Source organism: Microbacterium sp. 16-032 (genome assembly GCF_041079455.1).
Lineage (GTDB): Bacteria > Actinomycetota > Actinomycetes > Actinomycetales > Microbacteriaceae > Microbacterium > Microbacterium testaceum_A.
Map to the genome: position 1 here is coordinate 224277 of NZ_JBFYGQ010000002.1, position 23981 is coordinate 248257.

22 protein-coding genes are annotated in these 23981 nt (G+C 70.0%); 4 read left to right on the forward strand and 18 right to left on the reverse strand.

What is annotated here, in order from left to right; genetic code table 11:
- Window positions 1-13: 13 nt before the first annotated feature.
- Complete coding sequence (locus AB6V31_RS04735) at window positions 14-1912, forward strand: prolyl oligopeptidase family serine peptidase (protein ID WP_369364382.1); 1899 nt, start codon at window positions 14-16, stop codon at window positions 1910-1912.
- 59 nt (window positions 1913-1971) lie between these two features.
- On the opposite strand, the gene hflX is transcribed toward AB6V31_RS04735, so the two are convergent.
- A complete protein-coding gene (gene hflX, locus AB6V31_RS04740) occupies window positions 1972-3489 on the reverse strand; it encodes a GTPase HflX (protein WP_056227420.1) in 1518 nt (505 codons plus the stop codon).
- A gap of 86 nt (window positions 3490-3575) precedes the next feature.
- On the opposite strand from hflX, the gene AB6V31_RS04745 reads away from it, so the two are divergent.
- Window positions 3576-4220 carry a class I SAM-dependent methyltransferase gene (locus AB6V31_RS04745; RefSeq protein WP_074694244.1) on the forward strand — a complete coding sequence of 215 codons (645 nt, stop codon included), beginning with the start codon at window positions 3576-3578 and terminating at the stop codon, window positions 4218-4220.
- Between the two features lie 150 nt (window positions 4221-4370).
- Here the strand turns inward: AB6V31_RS04745 and dapF are convergent, their stop codons facing one another.
- The 4 genes from dapF to miaB form a co-directional block, all read right to left on the reverse strand.
- Entirely contained in the window at window positions 4371-5225 is an 855-nt protein-coding gene (gene dapF / locus AB6V31_RS04750) for a diaminopimelate epimerase (RefSeq protein WP_369364384.1), read from the reverse strand.
- 68 nt (window positions 5226-5293) lie between these two features.
- Window positions 5294-5743 (reverse strand): GNAT family acetyltransferase, encoded by a 450-nt coding sequence (locus tag AB6V31_RS04755; RefSeq protein ID WP_369364386.1) that lies wholly within the window; start codon window positions 5741-5743, stop codon window positions 5294-5296.
- Window positions 5740-6669 (reverse strand): tRNA (adenosine(37)-N6)-dimethylallyltransferase MiaA, encoded by a 930-nt coding sequence (gene miaA / locus AB6V31_RS04760; RefSeq protein WP_369364388.1) that lies wholly within the window; start codon window positions 6667-6669, stop codon window positions 5740-5742. The genes AB6V31_RS04755 and miaA overlap by 4 nt, the downstream gene beginning before the upstream one ends.
- Window positions 6666-8213, reverse strand: a complete 1548-nt coding sequence (miaB, locus tag AB6V31_RS04765) for a tRNA (N6-isopentenyl adenosine(37)-C2)-methylthiotransferase MiaB (RefSeq protein WP_369364389.1) — start codon at window positions 8211-8213, stop codon at window positions 6666-6668. Before miaB ends, miaA begins: the two co-directional genes overlap by 4 nt.
- A gap of 198 nt (window positions 8214-8411) precedes the next feature.
- Between miaB and AB6V31_RS04770 the strand changes: the two genes are divergently transcribed.
- Window positions 8412-10967 (forward strand): LuxR C-terminal-related transcriptional regulator, encoded by a 2556-nt coding sequence (locus tag AB6V31_RS04770; RefSeq protein ID WP_369364391.1) that lies wholly within the window; start codon window positions 8412-8414, stop codon window positions 10965-10967.
- A gap of 117 nt (window positions 10968-11084) precedes the next feature.
- Here AB6V31_RS04770 and AB6V31_RS04775 read toward each other — a convergent pair whose 3' ends face one another.
- The 10 genes from AB6V31_RS04775 to dapA all read right to left on the reverse strand — a co-directional run bounded on the left by AB6V31_RS04775 (window position 11085) and on the right by dapA (window position 21218).
- Window positions 11085-11984 (reverse strand): regulatory protein RecX, encoded by a 900-nt coding sequence (locus AB6V31_RS04775; protein ID WP_369364392.1) that lies wholly within the window; start codon window positions 11982-11984, stop codon window positions 11085-11087.
- Complete coding sequence (recA, locus tag AB6V31_RS04780) at window positions 11984-13036, reverse strand: recombinase RecA (protein ID WP_056227400.1); 1053 nt, start codon at window positions 13034-13036, stop codon at window positions 11984-11986. Before recA ends, AB6V31_RS04775 begins: the two co-directional genes overlap by 1 nt.
- A gap of 280 nt (window positions 13037-13316) precedes the next feature.
- Window positions 13317-13541 (reverse strand): DUF3046 domain-containing protein, encoded by a 225-nt coding sequence (locus tag AB6V31_RS04785; protein WP_144782060.1) that lies wholly within the window; start codon window positions 13539-13541, stop codon window positions 13317-13319.
- Between the two features lie 12 nt (window positions 13542-13553).
- Window positions 13554-13862 (reverse strand): helix-turn-helix domain-containing protein, encoded by a 309-nt coding sequence (locus AB6V31_RS04790; RefSeq protein WP_055835145.1) that lies wholly within the window; start codon window positions 13860-13862, stop codon window positions 13554-13556.
- A gap of 171 nt (window positions 13863-14033) precedes the next feature.
- Window positions 14034-14561 carry a CinA family protein gene (locus tag AB6V31_RS04795; protein ID WP_144782061.1) on the reverse strand — a complete coding sequence of 176 codons (528 nt, stop codon included), beginning with the start codon at window positions 14559-14561 and terminating at the stop codon, window positions 14034-14036.
- Window positions 14558-15145, reverse strand: a complete 588-nt coding sequence (gene pgsA / locus AB6V31_RS04800; protein WP_074694238.1) for a CDP-diacylglycerol--glycerol-3-phosphate 3-phosphatidyltransferase — start codon at window positions 15143-15145, stop codon at window positions 14558-14560. Before pgsA ends, AB6V31_RS04795 begins: the two co-directional genes overlap by 4 nt.
- Window positions 15145-17874, reverse strand: coding sequence for a DNA translocase FtsK 4TM domain-containing protein (locus tag AB6V31_RS04805; RefSeq protein WP_369364395.1), 2730 nt, complete (start codon window positions 17872-17874; stop codon window positions 15145-15147). Before AB6V31_RS04805 ends, pgsA begins: the two co-directional genes overlap by 1 nt.
- A 50-nt stretch (window positions 17875-17924) precedes the next feature.
- Window positions 17925-18416 carry an N-acetyltransferase family protein gene (locus tag AB6V31_RS04810; RefSeq protein WP_369364397.1) on the reverse strand — a complete coding sequence of 164 codons (492 nt, stop codon included), beginning with the start codon at window positions 18414-18416 and terminating at the stop codon, window positions 17925-17927.
- Window positions 18417-18487: 71 nt separating this feature from the next.
- Entirely contained in the window at window positions 18488-20164 is a 1677-nt protein-coding gene (locus tag AB6V31_RS04815) for a ribonuclease J (RefSeq protein WP_056227381.1), read from the reverse strand.
- 76 nt (window positions 20165-20240) lie between these two features.
- Window positions 20241-21218 carry a 4-hydroxy-tetrahydrodipicolinate synthase gene (gene dapA / locus AB6V31_RS04820; protein WP_056227377.1) on the reverse strand — a complete coding sequence of 326 codons (978 nt, stop codon included), beginning with the start codon at window positions 21216-21218 and terminating at the stop codon, window positions 20241-20243.
- A gap of 95 nt (window positions 21219-21313) precedes the next feature.
- On the opposite strand from dapA, the gene AB6V31_RS04825 reads away from it, so the two are divergent.
- On the forward strand, window positions 21314-21850 hold the full coding sequence (locus AB6V31_RS04825; protein ID WP_369364399.1) for an NUDIX domain-containing protein: 537 nt from the start codon (window positions 21314-21316) through the stop codon (window positions 21848-21850).
- A 19-nt stretch (window positions 21851-21869) separates the two neighbouring features.
- Here the strand turns inward: AB6V31_RS04825 and AB6V31_RS04830 are convergent, their stop codons facing one another.
- From AB6V31_RS04830 to AB6V31_RS04840, 3 genes are read right to left on the reverse strand one after another with little or no spacing between them, the layout of a single operon-like run.
- Window positions 21870-22625, reverse strand: coding sequence for an SDR family NAD(P)-dependent oxidoreductase (locus AB6V31_RS04830; RefSeq protein WP_369364401.1), 756 nt, complete (start codon window positions 22623-22625; stop codon window positions 21870-21872).
- Between the two features lies 1 nt (window position 22626).
- Window positions 22627-23127, reverse strand: coding sequence for a dihydrofolate reductase (locus AB6V31_RS04835; RefSeq protein ID WP_369364403.1), 501 nt, complete (start codon window positions 23125-23127; stop codon window positions 22627-22629).
- Window positions 23124-23939 carry a thymidylate synthase gene (locus AB6V31_RS04840; RefSeq protein WP_369364405.1) on the reverse strand — a complete coding sequence of 272 codons (816 nt, stop codon included), beginning with the start codon at window positions 23937-23939 and terminating at the stop codon, window positions 23124-23126. Before AB6V31_RS04840 ends, AB6V31_RS04835 begins: the two co-directional genes overlap by 4 nt.
- Window positions 23940-23981: the final 42 nt, after the last annotated feature.

The following is a 23981-nucleotide window of genomic DNA, read 5'->3' on the forward strand; positions in this document are numbered from 1 at the left end:
CTAGGGTGGAGTCATGGCTGACACCCTCCCTTACGGTTCCTGGCCCTCCCCGATCACGCCCGAGTCCGTCGCGCAGTCATCGCCGCGCGTCGACGGGGCCCGACTCGTGGGCGACGAGATCTGGTGGGGCGAATCCGTCCCGCACGAGGCGGGTCGCGTCGCGGTGAAGCGTCGCCGCACGGACGGCTCGGTCGAGACGGTGCTCCCGGCCCCCGCCAACGCCCGATCCGCCGTGCACGAGTACGGCGGAGACGCCTGGACGGCGTCCGACGACGGCGAGCTGTACTACGTCGAGAAGAGCGACCAGCGCGTGTACGCGCTCCGCCCGGGCGAGACCGCGCGCCCCCTCACTCCCGCCGACGACGCCGTCCGTCACGGCGGCCTGAGGTGGGAGCACGGCGTCCTCCTCGCCATCCGCGAGACCCACGGCTCCTCCCGCGTCCCCGACCGCGCGATCGTGCGCATCCCCCTCGAGGGGCCGGTCGAGGTGCTCGCCGAGGGAAGCGACTTCCTGGCGCAGCCCGCCCTCTCCTCCGACGGCCGCCGCCTGGCGTGGGTCGCGTGGAACCACCCCGACATGCCCTGGGACGCCACGAGCCTCCGCGTGGCCGACCTCGAGACGGGCTCCGTTCGCGACATCGCTGGCGGCGAGCGCCGTGCGCCCCTGCAACCCGTCTGGATCGCCGACGACGAGCTGCTCTACGCCGACGACCCCGACGGTCGCTGGAACCTCTTCCACCGGCCTCTCGATGGAGACGCCCAACCCCTCGCCCCCGCCGACGCCGACACCGGCGGAGGTCTCTGGGTCCTCGGCACGCGGTGGTTCGGGGCCGCCGCCGACGGTCGCGTCATCGCGGTCCGCACGAACGGCTCCGACGAGGTCGTCGAGATCGCCCCGAGCGGCGTGCGCCCGGTCGACGTCCCCGTCGTCGCGGGAGCCGCGATCGACGACGTCCGCGGCACACGCGCCCTCGTCTCGGGGTCCGATGCGGGCGGACGCGCGGGCCTGTGGCTCGTCGACCTCGAATCCGGCGCGGTCGAGCTCGTCACGGGCGGCGCCGGCTCGTGGGGAGACGAATGGATGCCGGCAGCCCGCGCCCTGTCCACCGACGGCCCGCACGGGCCGGTGCACGCCTTCGCGTACGCCCCCACCAACCCCGACGTCACCCCGGTCGCGGGCGAGCGCCCGCCCTACGTGGTCCTCGTGCACGGCGGACCGACCTCGCACGTGGGTCCCGCCCCCTCCGCGAAGACCGCCTTCTTCACCAGTCGAGGCATCGGCGTGCTCGACGTCAACTACGGCGGGTCCACGGGATACGGCCGCGCCTACCGCGATCGACTGAAGGGGCAGTGGGGTGTCGTCGACGTCGACGACGTCGCGGCCGCGGCATCCGCCCTGGCGGAGGCGGGCCTGGCCGATCCCGAGCGCCTCGCCATCGCGGGGGGCTCGGCGGGCGGCTGGACCGTCCTGGCCGCGGTGACGCGTACCGACGTGTTCTCGGCGGGCATCTCGCGCTACGGCGTCGGAGACGCCCGCGCCCTCGCCGAGGACACCCATGACTTCGAGGCCCGCTACCTCGACGGACTCATCGGACCACTCCCTGAGGCCGAGCCGGTCTACATCGAGCGCTCGCCCCTGGGCCGCCCCGATCTCTTCCGCGTGCCCCTGCTCATCCTCCAGGGCTCCGAGGACCGCGTGGTCCCGCCGTCGCAGGCTGAGGCCATCCGCGACGCCCTGGCCGCGCACGGCGTGCCCCACGCCTACGTGCTCTACGAGGGCGAGGGCCACGGGTTTCGACGGTCCGAGACGGTGATCGACTCCCTCCAACGCGAACTCGGCTTCCTCGGCGCGGTCTTCGGATTCGACACCCCCGGCATCCCTCCGCTCGCGCTCGAGGGCGAGAAGGGCTGACCGCCGAACCTCGTGAGGGCCCCACCGACCGGCAGGTCGACGGGGCCCTCACGAGGGTTTCAGGCTCCGAACGGTGCGAGCTCGGCCGCGAGACGAGCGCCCACGTGCGCGTGCAGGAACGTCCCGCTCTCGCGGTGCTCCTGCGCGACGATGAGCCCGCTCTCGTGCACGGCCGACACGAGGTCGCCGCGGTCGTACGGGACGACGGCCTGCACCTCGACGGCCGGCAGGGGCAGTGCGTCCTCGATCGCTGCACGCAGCTCGTCGATGCCCTCGCCCGTACGGGACGACACGAACTTCGCGTTGGGGGCGAGACCCCGCAGGACGAGGCGGTCATCTTCGCCGACGAGGTCGGCCTTGTTGAAGACGACGATCTCCTGACCGAAGTTCGCATCGACGTCGCCCATCACGTCGCGCACCGTCATGAGCTGCGCGGCCGGATCGGGGTGCGAGGCGTCGACGACGTGCAGGATGACGTCGGCGTCGCCGACCTCCTCGAGCGTCGACCGGAACGCCTCGACCAGCTGGTGCGGAAGGTTCCGAACGAAGCCGACGGTGTCGGTCAGCGTGTAGACGCGGCCGTCACTGGTCTCGGAGCGGCGGACCGTGGCATCCAGGGTCGCGAAGAGCGCGTTCTCGACGAGCACCCCGGCGCTGGTGAGGCGGTTCAACAGGCTCGACTTGCCGGCGTTCGTGTACCCGGCGATGGCCACCGACGGGATCGTGTGACGTTTGCGCTCGGCCCGCTTCGCCTCACGGGCGGGGGCGAAGTCGCGCAGCTGCTTGCGCAACAGCGCCATCTTGGTGCGGATGCGACGACGGTCGAGCTCGATCTTCGTCTCACCGGGACCGCGCGAGCCCATACCGGCACCGCCGGCACCGACCTGGCCACCGGCCTGACGCGACATCGAGTCACCCCACCCGCGCAGACGCGGGAGGAGGTATTCGAGCTGCGCGAGTTCGACCTGCGCCTTGCCCTCGCGGCTCTTGGCGTGCTGGCTGAAGATGTCGAGGATCACCGTGGTTCGGTCGATCACCTTGACCTTGACGACGTCCTCCAGCGCACGGCGCTGGCTGGGAGCGAGTTCCGTGTCGGCGATCACCGTGTCGGCGCCGACGGCGGCGACGATGTCGCGCAGCTCGGCGGCCTTGCCGCGACCGACGTAGGTCGCGGGGTCGGGGTGCGGGCGCCGCTGCAGCACGCCGTCGAGCACGACGGCACCGGCCGTCTCGGCAAGAGCCGACAGCTCGCGCAGCGAGTTCTCGGCATCCGCCTGCTCCCCCTGCGGGTGCACGCCGACGAGGACGACGTTCTCGAGGCGCAACTGTCGGTACTCGACCTCGGTGACGTCCTCGAGCTCGGTGGACAGGCCCGCGACGCGGCGCAGCGCCGCGCGTTCTTCGCGGTCCCACTGATCGCCGTCGGCGTCGCCGCCGTACGCGGTCGTGGCGTCCTGCAGAGCCTGTGCCGCACCGAAGACCCGGACCCCGCGGTGCGCTTCGGCGCGCGAGAGCACGCGGTCCACCGGATCCACCGGAGACGCGTCCGTGCTCGGGGGTGTGGTCTGTTCGGTCATGTGTTCCTTTCGTCGCGGCAGTTTCCGCGTGTTCTGGCACTTTATCCGGCCCAGCACCCAGGGGGCCGGTCCGATATCCTGACGTGATGGGGAGCGAGCACTACTTCAGCGCGTCGCCGTCGAGTCCCGAGCAGCTCCGCCACCTTCGCGTGACGCTGGCCGGTCGCGAGCTCGAGGTGGTCACGGCCGGCGGCGTCTTCAGTCCCGACCACGTGGATGCCGGCACCTCGGTGCTGCTCGCGAACACCCCGCCCCCTCCCGCCGGTGGGAACTTCCTCGACCTGGGGTGCGGGTGGGGTCCGATCTCGCTGTCGCTGGCGCTCGCGTCACCGCACGCGACCGTGTGGGCGGTCGACGTCAACGAGCGTGCTCTCGATCTCGTGAGGCGGAACGCGGAGTCCCTCGGCCTCACCAACATCAACGCCGTGCGTCCGGAGGATGTTCCCGAGGACGTCACCTTCCGCACCATCCGCTCGAACCCGCCCATCCGCGTCGGCAAGTCCGAGCTGCACGGCATGCTGCAGCACTGGATCCCCCGCCTGTCGGAACGCAGTGACGGGTGGTTCGTCGTCCAGCGCAACCTCGGTTCGGACTCCCTGCAGCGCTGGCTCGCCGCCACGTTCCCCGAGGGGTACAGCGTGCAGCGTGCCGCCACCGGTCGGGGATTCCGCGTGCTGCGGGTGCGCAAGCACGGCTCGCCGCCGAGCGAGCTGATCGACATCGTCTCCTGAGACGCGCCCGGCACGGGGACTCCGGATGCCGGCATCGCCCGCCCGACGCGAGATCGCGCGCTCGTGTGGGTGCTGATCGCGGTCCACTGAAGAGGGCCTACCCCGGTCCGCCGGCGGCAACCGACGGTCCGTCCCCGCTCTGCGCCCTCGTCAGGCGAGTGCGACCTCGCCGGTGAACACCAGCGAGGCAGGGCCCGAAAGGTGGACCCGGCCATCGGTGACGCGCACGCCCAGCGTGCCGCCCGGAGTGTCGACGACCCAGGAGTCGGGGGCGGCGGCGCCCGCCCAATGGCGAACGGCCAGGGCCGCTGCCGCCACTCCGGTCCCGCAACTCAGTGTCTCGCCCACGCCGCGTTCGAACACGCGCAGGCGGATCGCTCCGACGCCGTCGCGCACGAGCGGGTCGGCGGGGACGACGAACTCGACGTTCGCGCCGTGACGCGGCGCCGGGTCGAGCACCGGCTGATAGGCGAGATCGAGGCCCTCGAGCTCGGCGTCGGACGACAGCGCGACCACGACGTGCGGGTTGCCCACGTCGACGCCGATGCCGGGACGGGCGACCGGCAGGCCCTTCGCGCGCACGAGCGTCTCGCCGGGCTCGATCGCGAATTCGCCCAGATCGACCTCGTAGCCGCGATCGCTGCGTGTCAGCGTCTTGATGCCCGCGCGCGTGCCGATGCGCAAACCTCCCTCGAGCGAGGCGAGTCCGGTGTCGCTCAGGTAGCGCGCGAAGACCCGCGTTCCGTTGCCGCACATCTCGGCCTTCGAACCGTCGGCGTTGCGGTAGTCCATGAACCACTCGGCCCCGGATGCCGCGGCATCCGCCCCCTCGTCGATGGCGCGCGAGCGCACCACGCGCAGCAGTCCGTCGGCGCCGATGCCGAAGTGGCGGTCGCACAGGGCGGAGATCTGTGCGTCGGAGAGGTCGAGCTCGCCGTCGGGGTCGGCGATCACCACGAAGTCGTTGCCGGTTCCGTGGCCCTTGGTGAACGGGAGAGTCGCCATGCGTCGAGTCTACGGTCGGGTGGCAGCGAGACTCGCGGTGCGAGTGCATCCGCGACTGACGATCCCGCTCACGCCGAGGACGAAGGGCCTCCGGGCCCGTCGACGATGAGCCGGCGGCCGGTCGCCCAGGTGTCGAAGGGCTCGTACCCGAGCTCGTCGTAGAAGCCCCGAGCGCCGGTGTTGTCGGGACGCACCATGAGCTGCACCTTGGGGCAGCCCATCGCCCCGAGCAGTCGTTCGGCCTCCGCCACGAGGCGACGCCCGATCCCCTGCCCGCGGTGCGAGGCGGCGGTCGCGAGGTAGTACAGCCAGCCGCGGTGGCCGTCGTAGCCCGCCATGACGCTGCCGACCACCCGCTCCCCCTCGACTGCGACGAGGAACAGCTCCGGCTGCACGGTGAGCTTGCGCCGGATATCGGCGCGCGGGTCGTTCCACGGGCGCGTGAGGCCCGCCTCCTCCCAGAGGGCGACGACGGCGTCCTCATCGTCGAGCGCGAAGGCGCGGATGTCGACCGTCATGGGCGTTCCTCCGATCGGGATGCCAGCATGCCGGCATCCACCGTCCGTGCGTCGACCCACTCGGCCTCGGCGTAGCGCCGGAACCACGACACCTGGCGGCGCGCGTAGCGGCGCGTGAGGGCCTGGGTCTCGGCGATCGCCTCGTCGCGGGTGACCTCGCCGCGGAGCTGCTTCAGCGCCTGCGCGTACCCGATCGCGCGACCGGCGGTGACACCGCGCTCGAGCCCGGCCGGGATCAGGGCCTCGACCTCGGCGACGAGACCGGCTGCCCACATCCCCTCCACGCGGGCATCCAGAAGGTCGACGAGCTCGGCTCGCTCGATCGCGGTGGCGATGATCCGAGTCCGCGGATGCCAGAGCTCCGGTGCCTCGGGAAGAGCACCGCCGTGCGTCTCACCGCCCTGCGCCAAGACCTCGAGCGCGCGCACGACGCGACGCCCGTTGCGCGGATCGATGCGCTCAGCGGCATCCGGATCCTCTTCCCGCAGGCGCGCGTAGAGCGCACCCGGTCCGCGCTCGTCGAGCTCGCGTTCGAGCGCGGCGCGCAGAGCCTCGTCGCGCGGCGGGAAGCGGAAGTCCCACAGCACGCTCGAAACGTACAGCCCCGACCCGCCGACGAGGATCGCGTCGGCGCCGCGACCGTTGATCCCGCGGATCGCCGCGCGCGCGGCATCCTGATACCAGGCCACCGCGGCCTCGTCGGTCACCGCGAGCGCGTCGAAGAGATGGTGCGGGATGCCGCGCCGCTCACCCTCGGGAAGCTTGGCCGTCCCGATGTCCATGCCGCGGTACAGCTGCATGGCATCGGCGTTGACGATCTCGGCGGGCCGGCCCCGTGCGGACAGGGCTTCGGCGAGGTCGAGCGACAGACCCGTCTTGCCGGTGCCGGTGGCGCCGACGACGGCCCAGAGGGCCGGGCCGGTCACACGCCGACGCGCAGCGTGGGCAGGCCGAGAGAGACCGCGCGCGGAGCACCGGACTCGCCCGCCGGAGCGGGCACGCCGCACGACTCCGCCTGCGAACGGTCCCACGCGTCGCCCGCGCGGGTGCGGCGGATGCGCAGCGGAGCCCCGTCGGGTGCGTCGGCGAGCAGGTGGAAGGGAGCCGCGTGGGTCACGGTGACCGAGACCACGTCGCCCGGGCGCGGGACAGCCGAATCCTTCGGCAGTTCGAAGTGCACGAGGCGGTTGTCTTCGGCGCGACCGGTGAGGCGGTGCGTCTCGGCGTCCTTCTTGCCCTCGCCCGCGGAGACGAGCACCTCGAGTGTGCGACCGAGCTGCTTCTGGTTCTCTTCCGCCGCGATCCGATCCTGCAGAGCGGTCAGTCGCTCGTAGCGCTCCTGCACGACGGCCTTGGGCACCTGGTCGGCCATCGTCGCCGCGGGAGTCCCCTCGCGGATCGAGTACTGGAACGTGAAAGCGCTCGAGAAACGCGAGGCCTCGACGACGCGCAGCGTCTCTTGGAAGTCCTCCTCGGTCTCACCGGGGAAGCCGACGATGATGTCGGTGGTGATCGCGGCGTTCGGGATGCGCTCGCGCACCCGATCCAGGATGCCGAGGAACTTCTCGCTGCGGTACGAGCGGCGCATCGCCTTGAGGATGCGGTCGGAGCCCGACTGCAGCGGCATGTGCAACTGGGGCATGACGGCCGGGGTCTCGGCCATCGCGGCGATCACGTCATCGGTGAAGGCGGCGGGGTGGGGGCTCGTGAAGCGGATGCGCTCGAGCCCCTGGATCTCGCCCGCGGCGCGTAGCAGTTTGCCGAAGGCGAGGCGGTCACCGAACTCGACGCCGTACGAGTTGACGTTCTGACCGAGAAGGGTGACCTCGATCGCCCCGTCGTCGACGAGCAGGCGGATCTCGTTCAGGATGTCGCCGGGGCGGCGGTCCTTCTCTTTGCCGCGCAGGCTCGGCACGATGCAGAACGTGCACGTGTTGTTGCAGCCGACCGAGATCGAGACCCAGCCGCTGTGGACGGAGTCGCGCTTGGTCGGGAGGGTGGAGGGGAAGATCTCGAGCGACTCGAGGATCTCCAGTTCGGCCTCGCCGTTGTGGCGCGCGCGCTCGAGCATGCCGGGAAGCGAGCCCATGTTGTGCGTGCCGAACACCACGTCGACCCAGGGGGCCTTCTGCTGGACGGCGTCCTTGTCCATCTGCGCCAGGCAGCCGCCGACGGCGATTTGCATGCCCGCGCGCGCGTCCTTGCGCGACTTGAGGTGGCCGAGCGTTCCGTAGAGCTTGCCGGCGGCGTTGTCGCGCACGGCGCACGTGTTGATCACGACGACATCGGCTTCGGTGCCGGCATCGGCCCGGACGTACCCGGCGCTCTCGAGCGAGCCCGACAGGCGCTCGGAATCGTGCACGTTCATCTGGCACCCGAAGGTGCGCACTTCGTAGGTGCGAGGCCCTGCGGCGCCCTGCGCGGCGGCGGACGGCGCGATCAGGGTCGGGGTCGAAACGGGGGTGGTCATGATGCGAGCAAGTCTAAACGCCGCCCTTGCGTCGACCGACGGAGCGCTGAAATGCTCGGTCCGCATGGCGCGCACCTTTTGACGCATTATGGGTCAAAGGGTGCGCAAATCGGCTGATCGAGTGCGCCCCATGTCGGTATTTTGGGGGACACGTCACCGTCCGCGAGGTCTGCGGCCGGTCTCCGGGGGGAGAAGAGCATGGGGGAAGACCGTTCGACGAAGTGGTCGAGAGGACTTGTCGGAGCGGACCGGGATGCCGAGATACTGGCGGAACGAGCCCGAGGGGGTGCGTCCCTCGTCATCGCGGGGCCGCGCGGGAGCGGGCGGAGTTATCTGCTGCGGACGATCGCCGCCGAGCTGGAGCGACACGGGCAGCTGGCCGTCGAGTTGCGGACGTCGTGCGCGCTGTCCGCCGTCGACTTCGGGGCGTTCGATGCCTCGGGATGCCCAGAGCTCCGATCCTTCCGTGACGAGCCCACGACGGCCACCGTCGAGGGCGTGGTCGTGGTCGACGACGTCGATTCCCTCGATGTCCAGTCGACTCGGGCACTCGCCCGAGGGATCGCCGCTCGTCGCGTCACCGCGGTCATCGGCCTGCGCACGGCCCGGCCGCGCTCGATCGACAGACCCGATGACTCCGCCGTCGTCCGTCGCACCGTCCTCGACCTCTGGCTCGACGGTCTCGCGCGCCGAATCGACCTCTCCGAGCTGAGCGACGACGACGCCCTCGCCATGATCGAGCTCTTCCCGGGTGCCGAGCTGCTCGACAGCGCGACCCGCGCGGGGATTGTCTGGCGAGCGGACGGGTCGCGGACACTGCTCCGACAGCTGATCATCGAGTCGACGAGCGCTGCTCGCGCGGGACGCGATCCCCTCACGGCCCTGCGCGTCATCGCCCGGGACAGCAGGCTGGCGATCACGCTCGCGCGGCACGTCGCCGACTTTCCTCGCGTCGATCTCGAATGCCTCGCCGGCATCCGTCGCCTGCCTCACCTCGAGTTCGCCGTCGCGACACGACTGTTCGACGCCGAGAGCGTCGCCGCCCTCATCGCCGGCGGCCTTCTACACGCCGACGCATCGGTCGATCGTCGCCTCACCGTCAACGATCTGGTCGCCCAGGAGGCCCAACGTCAGCTCGGCGATGCGCACGTCGAATCGCTCATCGACACGGCGGGCGCCCGAATGCTTGCCGAAGCCGATGAGTGGTGGAGTTCGACCATCGCCGTCACCCTGTCGGAACGGTGGCACCGGCTGGGAATCGAGGCATCGGGAGAGCTGACCTACTCCCCCGCTCTGCGGACTCGAGTCGCACTGAATGCCGCGCGAGAAGCAAACGACCGGGGTGACAGCGCCCACGCCGCCGCCCACGCCGCGCGCGGGTTGCGCGCGCAGGACGATCCGGCCCTCCGACTCGAGGCCGAGCTCGCGACACCCGCGCCCCTGCTGTCAGCGGATGATCGTGGCGAGATCGGATCCGCGGATGCGCTCCGACGGCTCGCTCGATCGCGCGCGGCACGCTCGATCGAGGGCTCCGCCGACGGCCTCCTCGACAAGGGCGACGACGCCGACTCCCGTATCGAGGCGGCTCTCGCCGACGCGAACCGCGCAACCGCGAACATGGATTGGGCACGCGCCGCGGACATCGCGACCTCTGCCGCCGATGAGCCGGACGCCTCGCCCGCGGCGCACGTGCGGGCTTTGGTCGCCGCCGGCTCGGCGGAGACTTTCCGCGGGCGATGGGGCGAGGCCCAGAAATTCTTCCGCCGGGTCGAACGTCTGCTCGACGCGCGGCAGCGGCCGGCCGGAGTCACCGTTCGCGATCGGCTCATCGCTCTCATGTCCATGCTCGCCGCGCATCAGATCGCGGGGGCGGACGGATCGACTGTCCGGGCGCGCCTGGACCGGGAGGTGAGCACCACCGCACGCGAAGGAGGAGCAGCCGATCTCACGATCGCGGGGGCGGCCGCCGCCATCGCTTTCGCGGGCGCGGGGTGCCCGGCGGAGTCGAAGAGAGAGCTCGCTTCCGCTCTGTCACGGGAACCCTCGGCGGTGTCACGGCTGGATGCCACCATGATCGAGCTGGGCGTCGCCGATGAACTGGCGACCGCGGGTCGGACCGACGAGGCACGCACGATCCTCAGCCGGCTTCGCACCGAGAACGAGCCCCTGCTCGTCCGCAGTCGCCTCTACGTCGAGACCACCGTCCTGACCGCGGAGGGCCGTACCGACGAGGCGCGACGGGCCGCACGAGCGACCGCCGAGCTCTCGCGTGGCCGCAACGCCGCTGCCCTGCGCATTCGCGATCTGTTCCGGCTCGTCGCTCTGGGCGAGGCGGACGAGAACGAGGTCGACGAGCTGGTCCAGCTCGCCGCCACGACCGATCTTCCTCTGGCGGTGTCGGCGGTGCGGCGAGCAGCGGCTCGAACCAGCGACGAAGAGGGGCTGCCCGTTGATGAGCTGCGCCTGCACGCGCTGTGGACGCCGACGAAATCGTCGGCTCCCCGGGAAACCACGAGCGCCGTCCCCTCGACCGTCCGGCCGACGTCGAACGGTGCGATCGACGAACTCACCGTCCGCGAACGCGAGATCGCCCTGCTCGCGGGCGAGGGCCTGACCAACCGTGAGATCGCCGCGCGCCTGTTCCTTTCGATCCGCACCGTGGAGTCGCACGTCTACCAGGCTCGGATGAAAGTCGGCGCGCCGACCCGGCGGGAGCTCGGCCGCGTCGTCGCGCTGGCGTCGCGCGGAGCCTGAGCACTCGACGAAGAACGGCACCTGGGCGAGGGCTGAGCCCCGCCGGAAGCGGGGGCGTGGCCAGTCGAGGACGGGGCGCGCGATCGCTCTCGTGCCGACGGCACGGCGGGCCGGTGTTCATCGATCCGGCGTGAACCTCACACCCGAGGAGGGACGAGGAAACGAGCGACTCCGCCCGATCCCCGCTTCTTCCAGCGCCGTTCGCGCAGCCGTGAGAGCCACCGACGACGGGTACCCGCGACGCGCCAGCTGGCCGGCGAGTCTGCGCAGAGCGGCATCGTACTCTGCGCCGTCGACGCCGCGAACCTTCGAACGGGCGAAATCGAGTGCTCGTTCCGCGTCATCGTCGGGCAGCTCGGCGAGAGCCGCTTCGGCGATGTCGCGGGGAATCCCTCGCTTACGCAGCGTCTCTGCGACGGCCCGCCGCCCCTCGCCCTTGCGCTCGACCGCGGACATGGCGAGTTGCTCGGCGAATGCCGCATCATCGAGATACCCGAGATCGACGAAATGATCGATGAGCTCGTCCGCGATCGCATCGTCGGCGTCGTCGACCCCCCGAATCACGGTGCGGGCCTCCGCGAGCGACAGGGATCGCGAACGCAACTTTCGCAAGAGCACCGCTTCGGCCCGTTCGCGGGCTTCCGCTCGGTCGGGGGACGACTCGACGCCCTCGTCGGGGTCGCCCACGACGGAGAGCCGTGGACGACTCACCGACGACGGTCGCTCGTCGATGTCGTCGCTGATCGAACCCGTTGCTGCCGCATCGTGGACGGCACCGCGACGGGAAGGGTGTTCGCGATCCGCACGGGGCGCGGATCCGAAGAGGGGGGTGACCGGAGCGAGATCGGCCTCTCCGAGAACGCGGAGCGTGCCGGAACGAGTGGACGCCCCATCGGGAGAGCCCGGGTTCTTCGGCTCGTCTGAGCGTTCGACATCATCGGCCATGTGGCCGCGGTCCTGATCGTCGCCCGCGTCCGCAGAGGGACGACGATCAGAGTCCCAGGTCTCGTCGATCATCAGGCCGGGCGACGCGCGGCCAACTCGTCGTCCGCCGCCGGAGCGACCGCGGGCGCACCGCCGATGCCCATCTTGGTCTTGATTTTGGTCTCGATCTCTTCGGCGATGTCGGGGTTCTTGATCAGGAAGTTACGGGCGTTCTCTTTGCCCTGTCCGAGCTGTTCGCCCTCGTAGGTGTACCAGGCGCCCGACTTCTTGACGATGGCGTGCTCGACACCGAAGTCGATGAGGCTCCCCTCGCGCGAGATGCCGACGCCGTAGAGGATGTCGAATTCTGCCTGCTTGAAGGGCGGGGCCATCTTGTTCTTGACGACCTTGACACGCGTGCGGTTACCCACGGCCTCGGTGCCGTCCTTCAGCGTCTCGATGCGACGGATGTCGAGGCGCACCGACGCGTAGAACTTGAGCGCCTTTCCGCCGGCCGTGGTCTCGGGGGAACCGAAGAAGACACCGATCTTCTCGCGCAACTGGTTGATGAAGATCGCGGTGGTCTTCGTGGTGTTCAACCCACCGGTCAGCTTTCGCAGAGCCTGCGACATGAGGCGGGCCTGGAGGCCGACGTGCGAATCGCCCATCTCGCCCTTGATCTCGGCCTCGGGGACGAGGGCGGCGACCGAGTCGATGACGACGAGGTCGATCGCACCGGAGCGGATCAGCATGTCGGCGATCTCGAGGGCCTGCTCGCCCGTGTCGGGCTGAGACACGAGGAGCGCGTCGATGTCCACGCCGAGCTTCTTCGCGTACTCGGGGTCGAGAGCGTGCTCAGCGTCGATGAACGCCGCGATGCCACCGGCGCGCTGTGCGTTGGCGATGGCGTGAAGCGTGAGGGTCGTCTTTCCGGACGACTCCGGGCCGTAGATCTCGATGATGCGGCCGCGAGGCAGACCGCCGATGCCGAGGGCCACGTCGAGCGCGACGGAGCCGGTGGGGATGGTCTCGATGGGCGCACGGTCGTCGCTGCCCAGTCGCATGACCGAGCCCTTTCCGAACTGCCGATCGATCTGAGCCAGCGCGGACTCGAGGGCCTTTTCGCGCTCTGCGGGTGAGGGCATGACGTCTTCTTTCTTCTCGCGTTCCGGTCGCCTATAGGCTGTCGCGCCTCCCACCGACGGTGGTCGTGCCCGACAAGGCGTTCAGAGTGTCGTTCGACGTCTTCCACGTTAGGGAGGGCCTCCGACATTGACGCCGGAGGAGCCCCCGAATGGGGATGAACGAGCAACAAGCCCTGATGTGAAGGAGCCTACGCCCGAATCGAACGTAGGTTCGATGACACGCCGATCACAACGAGGCGACGACCGAAACACTTCGCGCCGACAGCCGAGCGCGCGGAGGTCACGACCGGCGCGGCTCCAGGCGGCCGACACCGTAACGACGGTTCGCCGGGACGTCGGTTTCTTCGCACAGCGCCAGCCACACGTCGCGCGGGTCGACACCCGCAGCAAGGGCGTCGATACTGGTGCGTCCGCCCACGGCAGACAGCACGAGGTCCGTCAGAAGGGAACCGCCGCGCGGCCCGAACTCGTCGTCGACGGCACGATCGAATTCGCTACGCCGCATGAACCGCGGCGATCAGCGGAGGGAAAGCTCGGGCTCGACAGATGCGACGAGCTCGTCGGGCACGACGTCGGGGAAGGTCTGCAGGCCCTCGAGGACCGAGAGTCGGTCGCCGACCTCGCGCATGATCGTCGAGATGGGGACGTCGAGGGCTTCGGCGACAGAGGCGAGGATTTCGCTCGACGCTTCTTTCTGCCCACGTTCGACCTCGCTGAGGTAGCCGAGAGCGACGCTCGCGCGGCTGGCGACCTGGCGGAGGGTGCGCCCCTTCTGCTGGCGGAGGTCACGCAGGACTTCGCCGATCTCTTGACGAACCAGGATCATTTTGGGGCCCTCCTCACTGCTGATTCCGTCGCCGCCCTCTGTGGACGACTGTGAAACACCTTCTATGGTCACCCTAATGCCGCGCGCTGTGCACCGGATGGGAATCGATACTCGAAACCGGAATGTGCGATCATTTGTTCCCGGTTTTGACGACGGCCTCTGAAGGGGCCATCAGAGCGCCGCCAGCGCGCGTCGGATGGCGAGGTGCGCGGTCTCACGGCGGATGCGTTCGCGGTCACCGGCGATGACGAGAGAGTCCACGCGCGTTCCGAGCGGAGTGGACACGGCGATGTGCACAGTGCCGACGGGCTGCCCGTCCTGTTCGTCGGGTCCCGCGACTCCCGTGGTGGCGATCCCCACATCGGTCGGAACCCCGTCGCGGCCGAGGACGTCACGCACTCCACGCGCCATCTGTCGCGCGACGCGGGGGTGCACGGCTCCGTGCGCATCGAGCAGCGTCTGATCGACGCCGAGCAGTCCGTGCTTCAGATCGGTCGCGTACGCCACCACTCCCCCGCGGACGGCTCGAGAGGCCCCGGGAACGTCGACGAGAGACGACACCACCAGCCCGCCGGTCAGGGATTCGGCAACGCCGATCGTCCACCCCAGCTCCCCCAGACGCTCCAGCAGGAGAGCGGCGCTCTCTCGCGGTGTCCGGACGAGCGTCTCGTCGAGATCGTCGGGGATGCCGTCGATCATCGGGATCCCCGCGTCTTCTGCGCCGCGCGCACCTCGGTCACGATGTAGTCGATCCCGGAGGCAATCGTGAGGACGACGGCGATCGTCATCGTGATCACGCCCGCCCACCAGACGGTGGACTGCCATACCGCGGCGTCGGACAGGGCCGCGAAGGGGATCAGGGCGATCGACAGGGCGATGGCCTGGAACACGGTCTTGAGCTTGCCCATCCAGGCGGCGGCCAGCACGTGATCGCTGACGACGAGGAAGCGGTAGACGGTGATCCCGATCTCGCGCACGAGGACGACGATCGTGATCCACCACGGAAGCTCACCGAGGATCGACAGGCCGACGAACGCGAGTCCGGTCAGGGCCTTGTCGGCGATGGGATCCAGCAGCTTTCCCAGATCGCTGACGATCTCGTACTTGCGGGCGATGTACCCGTCGACGCCGTCGGTGGCGATCGCCACGATGAAGAGCACGGCGGCAGCCCAGCGCAGGCCGCCGTCCGCACCCGCATCCGCGAGGAGAAGCCAGAGGAAGATCGGCGCGCAGACGATGCGCGCGATGGTGATCGCGTTGGGCAGCTGCGGGTGAACGGCCATCAGTCGCGACCCGTCAGCTGCCAGGCGTCTTCGGAGCCCTCGTCGTCGTCGGCGTTCACGACCGGGAGCCCCTCGAACTGCGCCTCGATCGGGTCGGCGCCATAGCGGTCGTCAGCGTCGGGCGTAGCGGCCGGCGGTGCATCGTCGCCACGGAGTCGAGCGAGGACCGCGGGGAGCTGCTCATTGGTCACCATGACGTCGCGCGCCTTCGATCCCTCGGACGGTCCGACGATCTCTCGGGACTCCAGAAGGTCCATGAGTCGACCGGCCTTGGCGAAACCGACGCGAAGCTTGCGCTGCAGCATCGACGTCGAACCGAACTGGGTCGACACGACGAGCTCGGCGGCGGCGAGGAGCAACTCGAGGTCGTCACCGATGTCGGCGTCGATCTCTTTCTTCTCGGCGGCGGCCTGCACGTCGGATCGATATTCGGGACGCGCCTGCTGGGTGACGTGCGCGACGACCTTCTCGATCTCTTGCTCGCTCACCCACGCGCCCTGGACACGCAGGGCCTTCGACGCACCCATCGGCAGGAAGAGCCCGTCGCCCTGCCCGATCAGTCGATCGGCGCCGGGCTGATCGAGGATGACGCGCGAGTCGGTGACGCTCGTCACCGCGAAGGCCAGGCGCGAAGGCACGTTGGCCTTGATGAGGCCCGTTACGACGTCGACCGAGGGGCGCTGCGTGGCCAGCACCAGGTGGATGCCGCTCGCGCGGGCGAGCTGCGTGATGCGCACGATCGAGTCCTCGACGTCGCGCGGGGCGACCATCATGAGGTCGGCGAGCTCGTCGACGACCACCAGGAGGTAGGGGTACGGCTTGAGCACCCGCTCACTGCCCGCCGGCAGCTTGATCTCGCCCGCCACGACCGCCTTGTTGAAGTCGTCGATGTGGCGGAAACCGAACGACGCGAGGTCGTCGTACCGCATGTCCATCTCTTTCACGACCCACTGCAGGGCCTCGGCGGCCTTCTTGGGGTTCGTGATGATGGGAGTGATGAGGTGCGGCACCCCGGCGTACGACGTCAGCTCGACGCGCTTGGGGTCGATGAGCACCATGCGCACGTCGGACGGCTTGGCTCGCATGAGCAGGCTCGTGATCATCGAGTTCACGAAGCTCGACTTACCCGAACCCGTGGAACCGGCCACGAGAAGGTGGGGCATCTTCGCGAGGTTGGCCACGACGAATCCGCCACCGACGTCTTTGCCGACGCCGATGGTCATCGGGTGCGTGGAGGTGGTCGCGGCGTCCGAGCGGAGGATGTCGCCGAGGGTCACGATCTCGCGGTCGGCGTTGGGGATCTCGACACCGATCGCGCTCTTGCCCGGGATGGGCGCGAGGATGCGGACCTCGTTCGAGGCGACGGCGTAGGCGATGTTGTTGGTCAGGGCGGTGATGCGCTCGACCTTGACGCCCGGGCCCACCTCGATCTCGTACTGCGTGACCGTCGGACCGCGCGAGAACCCGGTCACGCGCGCGTCGACCTTGAACTGCTCCATGACGCTCTCGATGGCCTTGACCACGGCGTCGTTCGCGGCGGAACGTGCCTTGGGCGGCGTTCCGGCGGCGAGGGCGGTCACCGCGGGAAGACGGTAGTTCGCCGCGGGAGGCGCACCGGCGTGGTCGCCGCCGAGACCCGAGATCCCGGGAAGGTCGTCGTCGACGGCGTCCTCGAGGGGCGAGTCGTCGTGCAGGCCACGGCCCGCCGCGGCACCGGCGAGAGCCGTGGCGTCGAACACCTCGGTCAGGGCGTCGGGTGCGGGAGGCAGCGGCGGCGGGGTCGGGCGCGTCGTGGGCTCGGGCGCGACGACGGCGGACTCGAAGCCCCCCTGAGGCGTTCCGGGCGACAGCAGTTCTGTGAGGTCGTTCGATCCGAGCGATCCGTCGGTCTCTTCTTCGCGACCCGTCTTGTTTCGACGCCACCAGGGCAACGACTTCTCGGCCGGTTCGTCGTCGGAGTCGTCGGCGGGCATCACCTGCGTCGCAACCGTGTCGTCGCGCTCCGCGCGCTCGGCCCCGAACATCCACGCGTAGAGGTCTCCGAGGCGGCGACCGATGCGGTTCGGCGGGGTCTTGGTGAGGATGAGGATGCTCAGCGCCGCGAGCACGGAGAGGGCGATGTACGCCCCGATGTTCGTGAGGACCAGGGCGAGGGGCTCGCCGATGATCCAGCCGGCGAGACCGCCGGCGGGACTGAGCGCCGGCAGACCGCCGACGTTGGGCGCAGGACGATCGCCCGCGACGTGACAGAAACCCGCCACCGTCACGATGAACAGCGCGAAGCCGATGCCCACACGCCCGTTGTCGTGCACGGAGGCCGGATGCCGGAAAAGCCACCCCGCCAGAAGGAGCAGAAGCACCGGGAGGACGAAGGCCACCCGGCCCACCAGTCCGCCGAAGCTGTAGGCACTGATCAGCGCAGCGGCATCCGTTCCGATGAAAAACCACTCGACCACCGCGCCGAGAGCGGCGAGCACCACGAGGAAGAACGGGAAGCCGTCGCGGCGCTGGTCGCGCTCGAGGTTCTCGGGACCGAAGGCGCGGAACATGCCACCGACACCGTGGGCCACGGCCATCCACGCGCGGACGGCGGCGGCGGGCTTGTCGGGCTCGTCGACGTAGCGCTTGGGCGCGGGGGCGGCGCGCTTCGACGCGGGCGCCGCGGCCTTCGCGCGCGACGACCCCTTGGCGGGAGCGCGGCCGCCGGACGGTGACGAGGTACGAGGCATTCCTCCACGGTAGGCCGCACCTCCGACATTCGGGCGTACCGACGCGGACTTCAGGCCAGGCGCTTGACCATGACGTCGCGGCCCATCCCCTTGCGGACGACGGCGAAACCCTCCGACCGGTAGAGCGACACCGCGTAGTTGTCGCGCTCGACGCTCAGACTGATCCGCGCGTACCCCTGGCCCCGCGCGTGGTCGACGAGGCGCTGCAGCAGAGCTCGACCGGTGCCGTGCGCGCGCCAGAGCGGACGCACGCCGATGATCAGCTCCGGTACCCCGGTCCCGATCCACCCGAACCCGGGCTCGTCGCGTGGGAGCATCCGGTACCAGGCCGCTCCCACGGGCTCGCCGGTCGGCGACTCCGCGACGAAGCCCGCGTCGCCGGGACGCATCCACCCCGCGATGTAACGGCGGTGCTCGGGACTGCTGACGATCTCGTGCCGAGGGCGTGAGACGCCGGCTCCCCACGTGGCGGCCTCGACCGTCATGTCGGCGAGGAAGGCGCCGTCCGAGGGGAGCGCCGCGCGGATCGGGAGACCGGGCATGCCCGCATGATAGCGAGCGCGGGGCGGGAACGACGAAGCGCCGCGGGCGAACCCGCGGCGCTTCGTGAGGGTCAGGCCTCGATGACCATCGGCACGATCATGGGCCGACGACGCAGCGACTGGTTGACCCAGCGGCCGATCGTGCGGCGCACGACCTGCGACAGGGCGTGGTTGTCGCGGACGCCCGACTTCGCCGCCTCGGCCAGCGCCGCGGCGATCTTCGGCTTGACGCTGTCGAACACCTTGTCGTCCTCGGCGACACCGCGCGCGTGGATGTCGGGGCCCGACACGATCTTGCCGGTCGCCGAATCGACGACGACGATGACCGAGATGAAGCCCTCTTCGCCGAGGATGCGGCGGTCCTTGAGGTCGGCATCCGTGATCTCGCCCACCGACGAACCGTCGACGTAGACGAAGCCGATGTCGACCTGACCGACGACCTTCGCGACGCCGTCGCGCAGGTCGACGACCGTGCCGTTCTCGCCGAGGATCGTGTTCTCTTCGGGGATGCCGGTCTCGCGCGCAAGCTTGGCGTTGGCCATGAGGTGGCGGTACTCGCCGTGCACGGGGAGGACGTTCTTCGGCTTGAGGATGTTGTAGCAGTACAGCAGCTCGCCGGCGGCGGCGTGACCCGAGACGTGCACCTTCGCGTTGCCCTTGTGGACGACGGTGGCGCCGAGCTTGGTGAGTCCGTCGATCACGCGGTAGATCGCGTTCTCGTTCCCGGGGATCTGGCTGGATGCCAGGATGATCGTGTCGCCCTCGCCCGGTTCGATCGCGTGGTCGAGGTTGGCCATGCGGCTGAGCACCGCCATCGGCTCGCCCTGCGAACCGGTCGACATGTAGACGATCTGGTCGTCGGGCAGGTCGCGCGCCTTCTTGTAGTCGATCAGCACGCCGTCGGGCACGTTGAGATAGCCGAGGTCGGCGGCGATGCCCATGTTGCGCACCATGCTGCGCCCGAGGAGCGCGACGCGGCGGCCGTTCGCGTGAGCGGCGTCGAGCACCTGCTGCACGCGGTGCACGTGGCTGGAGAAGCTCGCGACCACCACGCGCCGCGGGGCCTTGGCGATCACCTGATCGAGCACGGGGCCGATGGCCCGCTCGGTGGGGGTGAAACCGGGGACGTCAGCGTTGGTCGAGTCGACGAGGAACAGGTCGACTCCCTCTTCGCCGAGGCGCGCGAAAGCGCGGAGATCGGTGATGCGGCCGTCCAGCGGCAGCTGGTCCATCTTGAAGTCGCCGGTGGCGAGCACCAGCCCCGCGGGCGTGCGGATCGCGACGGCGAGCGCGTCGGGGATGGAGTGGTTGACCGCCACGAACTCGAGGTCGAAGGGACCGACCTTCTCGAGCTGGCCCTCCTTCACCGTCAGCGTGTACGGGCGGATGCGGTGCTCTTTGAGCTTCGCCTCGATGAGGGCGAGCGTGAGGCCCGAGCCGATGAGGGGGATGTCGCTCTTGAGCTTGAGCAGGTAGGGCACCGCTCCGATGTGGTCTTCGTGACCGTGCGTGAGCACGACGCCGACGATGTCGTCGAGGCGGTGCTTGATGGGCTCGAAGTCCGGCAGGATCAGGTCGACGCCCGGCTGGTGCTCCTCGGGGAACAGCACGCCGCAGTCGACGACGAGCAGCTTGCCCTCGTACTCGAAGACGGTCATGTTGCGACCGACTTCGCCCAGACCGCCGAGCGGGATGACGCGGAGAGTGCCCGCGGCGAGCGCGGGCGGGTCGAACGGGGTAGCGGGCATATGAGCCTCCTCGGATGCCGCCTCGCGGCATCCCTCTGTATGGCGTCCCTGGCCGCGGTTCGGCGGACGCCGATGCTTATCTCGTGGTGCCGTGCACCTTCGGCAGGGCACCGCCGGCGGCCGCGTTGCGGTCGGGGCGGAAGTTGGAGAAGTCAGCGCCGGCCACGTTCTTCACGAGGGCCAGCTCGTCTTCGATGACGGCGGCTTCCCACTCCTCCGGCCCCACCAGGGGCAGGCGGACGCGGGGGCTGCCGATGCGGCCGAGGCCGTGCAGGATGTACTTCGCGGCGACCGTACCGGGCACGTGGGTCATCACGGCGCGCACGAGCGGTTCGAGGCCCTTGTGCGCGGCGGTGGCCGAGGCCAGGTCGCCGGAGTTCACGGCATCCACGATCGTGCGGTAGGGCGCGGCGGCGATGTTGGCGGTCACCCCGATGAGGCCGGAGGCCCCGATCGACAGGTGCGGCAGCACGTTGGCGTCGTCGCCCGAGAAGTACATGAGGTCGGTCTGATTCAGCACGCGGCTGACCTCGCTGAAGTCACCCTTGGCGTCTTTGATCGCGAGGATGTTGGGGTGCTTGGCCAGACGCAGGATGGTCTCGTATTTGATGGGGACGCCTGTGCGGCCGGGGATGTCGTAAAGGATGACCGGCAGGTCGGTCGCGTCGGCGACCAGGCGGAAGTGCGTCAGGATGCCGGCCTGCGTCGGCTTGTTGTAGTACGGCGTGACGATCATGATGCCGTCGGCGCCGGCCTTCTCGCTGGCCTTGTAGAGCTCGATCGCGTGCGCGGTCTCGTTCGAGCCACCGCCCGTGATGATCTTCGCGCGACCGGCGGACACGCTCTTGCCGACCTCGACGAGACGCAGCTTCTCGGGGTCGGTGAGGGTCGAGGTCTCACCGGTGGTGCCGGTGACGACGATGCCGTCGGCTCCGGCGGTGATGACGTCGTCGATGTGCTTCTCGGTGGCGGGCCAATCGACTTCGCCGTCGGCGGTCATCGGGGTGATGAGCGCGACGAGCACCTGACCGAAGGGATTGCCGGAGTGCGTCATGTGCCCAGGATATCGGTTCGCGGCGTGCCGCCCGCGGCGTCGTCCACAGCCCCGGTGAACATCACGTGACAGGGCCCGCGTCCTAGGGTGGCGTCATGGCCTGGACCACCCGCGCGTCGCGCACCGTCTACGAGAACCGCTGGATCCACGTGCGCGAGGACGAGGTGACCGGTCCCCACGGCGACGGCATCTACGGCGTGGTGCGGATGCAGCATCCGGCCGTCTTCGTCGTGGCCCTCGACGATGACGAGCGCGTGTGCTTCGTCGAACTGGAGCGGTACACGACCGGACGCTCGCTCGAGATCCCCGCGGGCGGTTCCGACGGCGAGGATCCGCTCGTGGCCGCGAAGCGCGAGCTCCTCGAAGAGAGCGGGGTCACGGCATCCGAGTGGATCCCCCTCGGCCGGATGAACGCCCTCAACGGCGTCGCCGACGCCCCCGAGTACGTCTTCCTCGCGAGAGGACTGAAGACGACGGATGCCACACAGTCGCAGTCCGAGGAGGGCATCGACGCGGTCCGGTGGGTGCCGTTCGCCGAGGCGCTCGCCCTCGTCGCCGACGGCACCGTCACGGACGGCGAGACCATCGGTGCGCTCGCCCTCGCCGGGATCCGGCTCGGCCGCTTCCGCTGAGCCGTTCCCGGTCGAGCGGTCAGCGCCCGCGGGACGCCGCCGCGACCACCAGCGCGTCGGGCAGCAGCCGAGACGCGCCGACGAGCATCTTGTAGCGCCACGACGGGACCGAGACCGATCGGCCGCGGGCCGCGTCGCGCAGCCCCTCGCGCACGACGGTCGCGGCGTCGAGCCACATGCCGTTCGGCACGCCCTCCTGCCCCGGCGGCAGCCCGAGGCGGGCGTGGAAGTCGGTGTGCACGAAACCGGGGCAGACCGCCGTCACCGTGACCCCGCGCGGGCGGTAGACCACGTTCGCCCAGCGGCTGAACGAGATGAGCCACCCCTTCACGGCCCCGTACGTTCCGCGCGGGACGAACCCGGCCACCGAGGCGACGTTGACGATGCGGCCGCTCCCCCGCTCGAGCATCGCGGGGAGCGCTGCGTGCATCAGCCGCATCGTCGCTTCGACGTGCAGGCGCAGGTGGCGCACCTCGTCGTCGATGGCGTTCTTCTCGAAGGCCAGGTCGAGGCCGAAGCCCGCGTTGTTGACGAGCACGTCGATGCCGCCCGTGGCCAGTCGCTCTTCGACGACGGAGAGCGCGTCAGCGTCGAGCAGATCGGCGGCGAGCACCTCGACGTCGACGCCGTGCGCCGCGCGGATCTGCTCGGCGACCTCGACGAGCGCCGCGCGGTCGCGCGCCACGAGCACGAGCCCCGCTCCCCGTGCGGCGAGCTGGCGGGCGAACTCGGCGCCGAGGCCGGAGCTCGCTCCCGTGATGAGTGCGGTGGCCATGTCACTCCCCCGGTCTGCGGTAGGTCTCGAAGCGATATCGGATGCCGCTGCGCGAGGTGTGCCAGCCCTGTTCGGGGTCGGCGGCGACGAGGCTCCACCCGTCCGTCGAGGGTGCGCGCGTATCGCCCTCGACCGCGACGTCGAGGCGGGTGACCTCGAGCAGGTCGGCGCGGTCGATCGCGGCGGCGTAGAGCATTCCCCCGCCGATCACCCAGACCTCGTCGCCCGCGGTGAGCGCGAGGGCCTCCTCAAGCGATCCCGCGCGTTCGGCACCGTCGTCGGCCCAGTCGGCGGAGCGCGTCACGACGATGTTGCGCCGCCCGGGCAGGGGGCGGAATCGCGGCGGAAGCGACTCCCAGGTGCGACGCCCCATGACGACCTCGGCCGATCCCGTGACCTCGCGGAAGTGGGCCATGTCTTCGGGCACGTGCCACGGCATCCCGCCGTCGGCACCGATCACACCGTCGTGCGCCTGGGCCCAGACGAGGCCGACCGTGGTCATACCGCGACGGCTCCGCGGATCGCCGGGTGGTGCTGGTAGTCCTCGACCATGATGTCGTCGTAGGTGTAATCGAAGATCGACGCGGGCGTACGGGCGAAGCGCAGCGTCGGGTAGGGGTAGGGGTCGCGCGTGAGCTGCTCGGCGACCTGCTCGCGGTGGTTGTCGTAGACGTGGCAGTCGCCGCCGGTCCAGACGAACTCGCCGGGCTCGAGGCCCGTCTGCTGCGCGACCATGAGGGTCAGAAGGGCGTACGACGCGATGTTGAACGGAACCCCGAGGAACATGTCGGCGCTGCGCTGGTACAGCTGGCACGAGAGCTTGCCATCGGCGACGTAGAACTGGAACAGAGCGTGACAGGGGGCGAGCGCCATGTCGGGGATGTCGGCGGGGTTCCAGGCCGAGACGATGAGTCGGCGCGAGTCGGGGTCGCGGCGGATCTGCTCGATCACCTGCGAGATCTGGTCGATCGTGCCGCCGTCGGCGGTGGGCCACGAACGCCACTGCACGCCGTACACGGGGCCGAGCTCGCCGTCGGCGTCGGCCCACTCGTCCCAGATCGTCACGCCGTTGTCCTTCAACCACGACACGTTCGACTCGCCGCGCAGGAACCACAGCAGTTCGTAGACGATCGACTTCAGGTGCACGCGCTTGGTGGTGATGAGGGGGAACCCCTCGGCGAGGTCGAAGCGGATCTGCCGCCCGAACACGCTCGTGGTGCCCGTTCCCGTGCGATCGGACTTGTGCACGCCCGTCTCGAGCACGTCGCGGAGAAGGTCTTCGTAGGGCGTCGGGATGTCGGCGGTCACGGCCATCACGATACCCGCGACGGGCTCCCGACGGGGGGCGCGGGGCGA

Coding starts and splice junctions, on each gene's coding strand:
- AB6V31_RS04775 (WP_369364392.1), bottom strand. CDS start 11,984: ATGATCGACGAGACCTGGGACTCTGATCGTCGTCCCTCTGCGGACGCG.
- AB6V31_RS04840 (WP_369364405.1), bottom strand. CDS start 23,939: ATGGCCGTGACCGCCGACATCCCGACGCCCTACGAAGACCTTCTCCGC.
- pgsA (WP_074694238.1), bottom strand. CDS start 15,145: ATGGCCGTTCACCCGCAGCTGCCCAACGCGATCACCATCGCGCGCATC.
- AB6V31_RS04770 (WP_369364391.1), top strand. CDS start 8,412: ATGGGGGAAGACCGTTCGACGAAGTGGTCGAGAGGACTTGTCGGAGCG.
- AB6V31_RS04735 (WP_369364382.1), top strand. CDS start 14: ATGGCTGACACCCTCCCTTACGGTTCCTGGCCCTCCCCGATCACGCCC.
- AB6V31_RS04835 (WP_369364403.1), bottom strand. CDS start 23,127: ATGACCACGGTCGGCCTCGTCTGGGCCCAGGCGCACGACGGTGTGATC.
- AB6V31_RS04755 (WP_369364386.1), bottom strand. CDS start 5,743: ATGACGGTCGACATCCGCGCCTTCGCGCTCGACGATGAGGACGCCGTC.
- AB6V31_RS04810 (WP_369364397.1), bottom strand. CDS start 18,416: ATGCCCGGTCTCCCGATCCGCGCGGCGCTCCCCTCGGACGGCGCCTTC.
- dapF (WP_369364384.1), bottom strand. CDS start 5,225: ATGGCGACTCTCCCGTTCACCAAGGGCCACGGAACCGGCAACGACTTC.
- AB6V31_RS04825 (WP_369364399.1), top strand. CDS start 21,314: ATGGCCTGGACCACCCGCGCGTCGCGCACCGTCTACGAGAACCGCTGG.
- AB6V31_RS04805 (WP_369364395.1), bottom strand. CDS start 17,874: ATGCCTCGTACCTCGTCACCGTCCGGCGGCCGCGCTCCCGCCAAGGGG.
- recA (WP_056227400.1), bottom strand. CDS start 13,036: ATGCCCTCACCCGCAGAGCGCGAAAAGGCCCTCGAGTCCGCGCTGGCT.
- AB6V31_RS04745 (WP_074694244.1), top strand. CDS start 3,576: ATGGGGAGCGAGCACTACTTCAGCGCGTCGCCGTCGAGTCCCGAGCAG.
- miaB (WP_369364389.1), bottom strand. CDS start 8,213: ATGACCACCCCCGTTTCGACCCCGACCCTGATCGCGCCGTCCGCCGCC.
- hflX (WP_056227420.1), bottom strand. CDS start 3,489: ATGACCGAACAGACCACACCCCCGAGCACGGACGCGTCTCCGGTGGAT.
- AB6V31_RS04785 (WP_144782060.1), bottom strand. CDS start 13,541: ATGCGGCGTAGCGAATTCGATCGTGCCGTCGACGACGAGTTCGGGCCG.
- AB6V31_RS04795 (WP_144782061.1), bottom strand. CDS start 14,561: ATGATCGACGGCATCCCCGACGATCTCGACGAGACGCTCGTCCGGACA.
- AB6V31_RS04790 (WP_055835145.1), bottom strand. CDS start 13,862: ATGATCCTGGTTCGTCAAGAGATCGGCGAAGTCCTGCGTGACCTCCGC.
- AB6V31_RS04815 (WP_056227381.1), bottom strand. CDS start 20,164: ATGCCCGCTACCCCGTTCGACCCGCCCGCGCTCGCCGCGGGCACTCTC.
- dapA (WP_056227377.1), bottom strand. CDS start 21,218: ATGACGCACTCCGGCAATCCCTTCGGTCAGGTGCTCGTCGCGCTCATC.
- AB6V31_RS04830 (WP_369364401.1), bottom strand. CDS start 22,625: ATGGCCACCGCACTCATCACGGGAGCGAGCTCCGGCCTCGGCGCCGAG.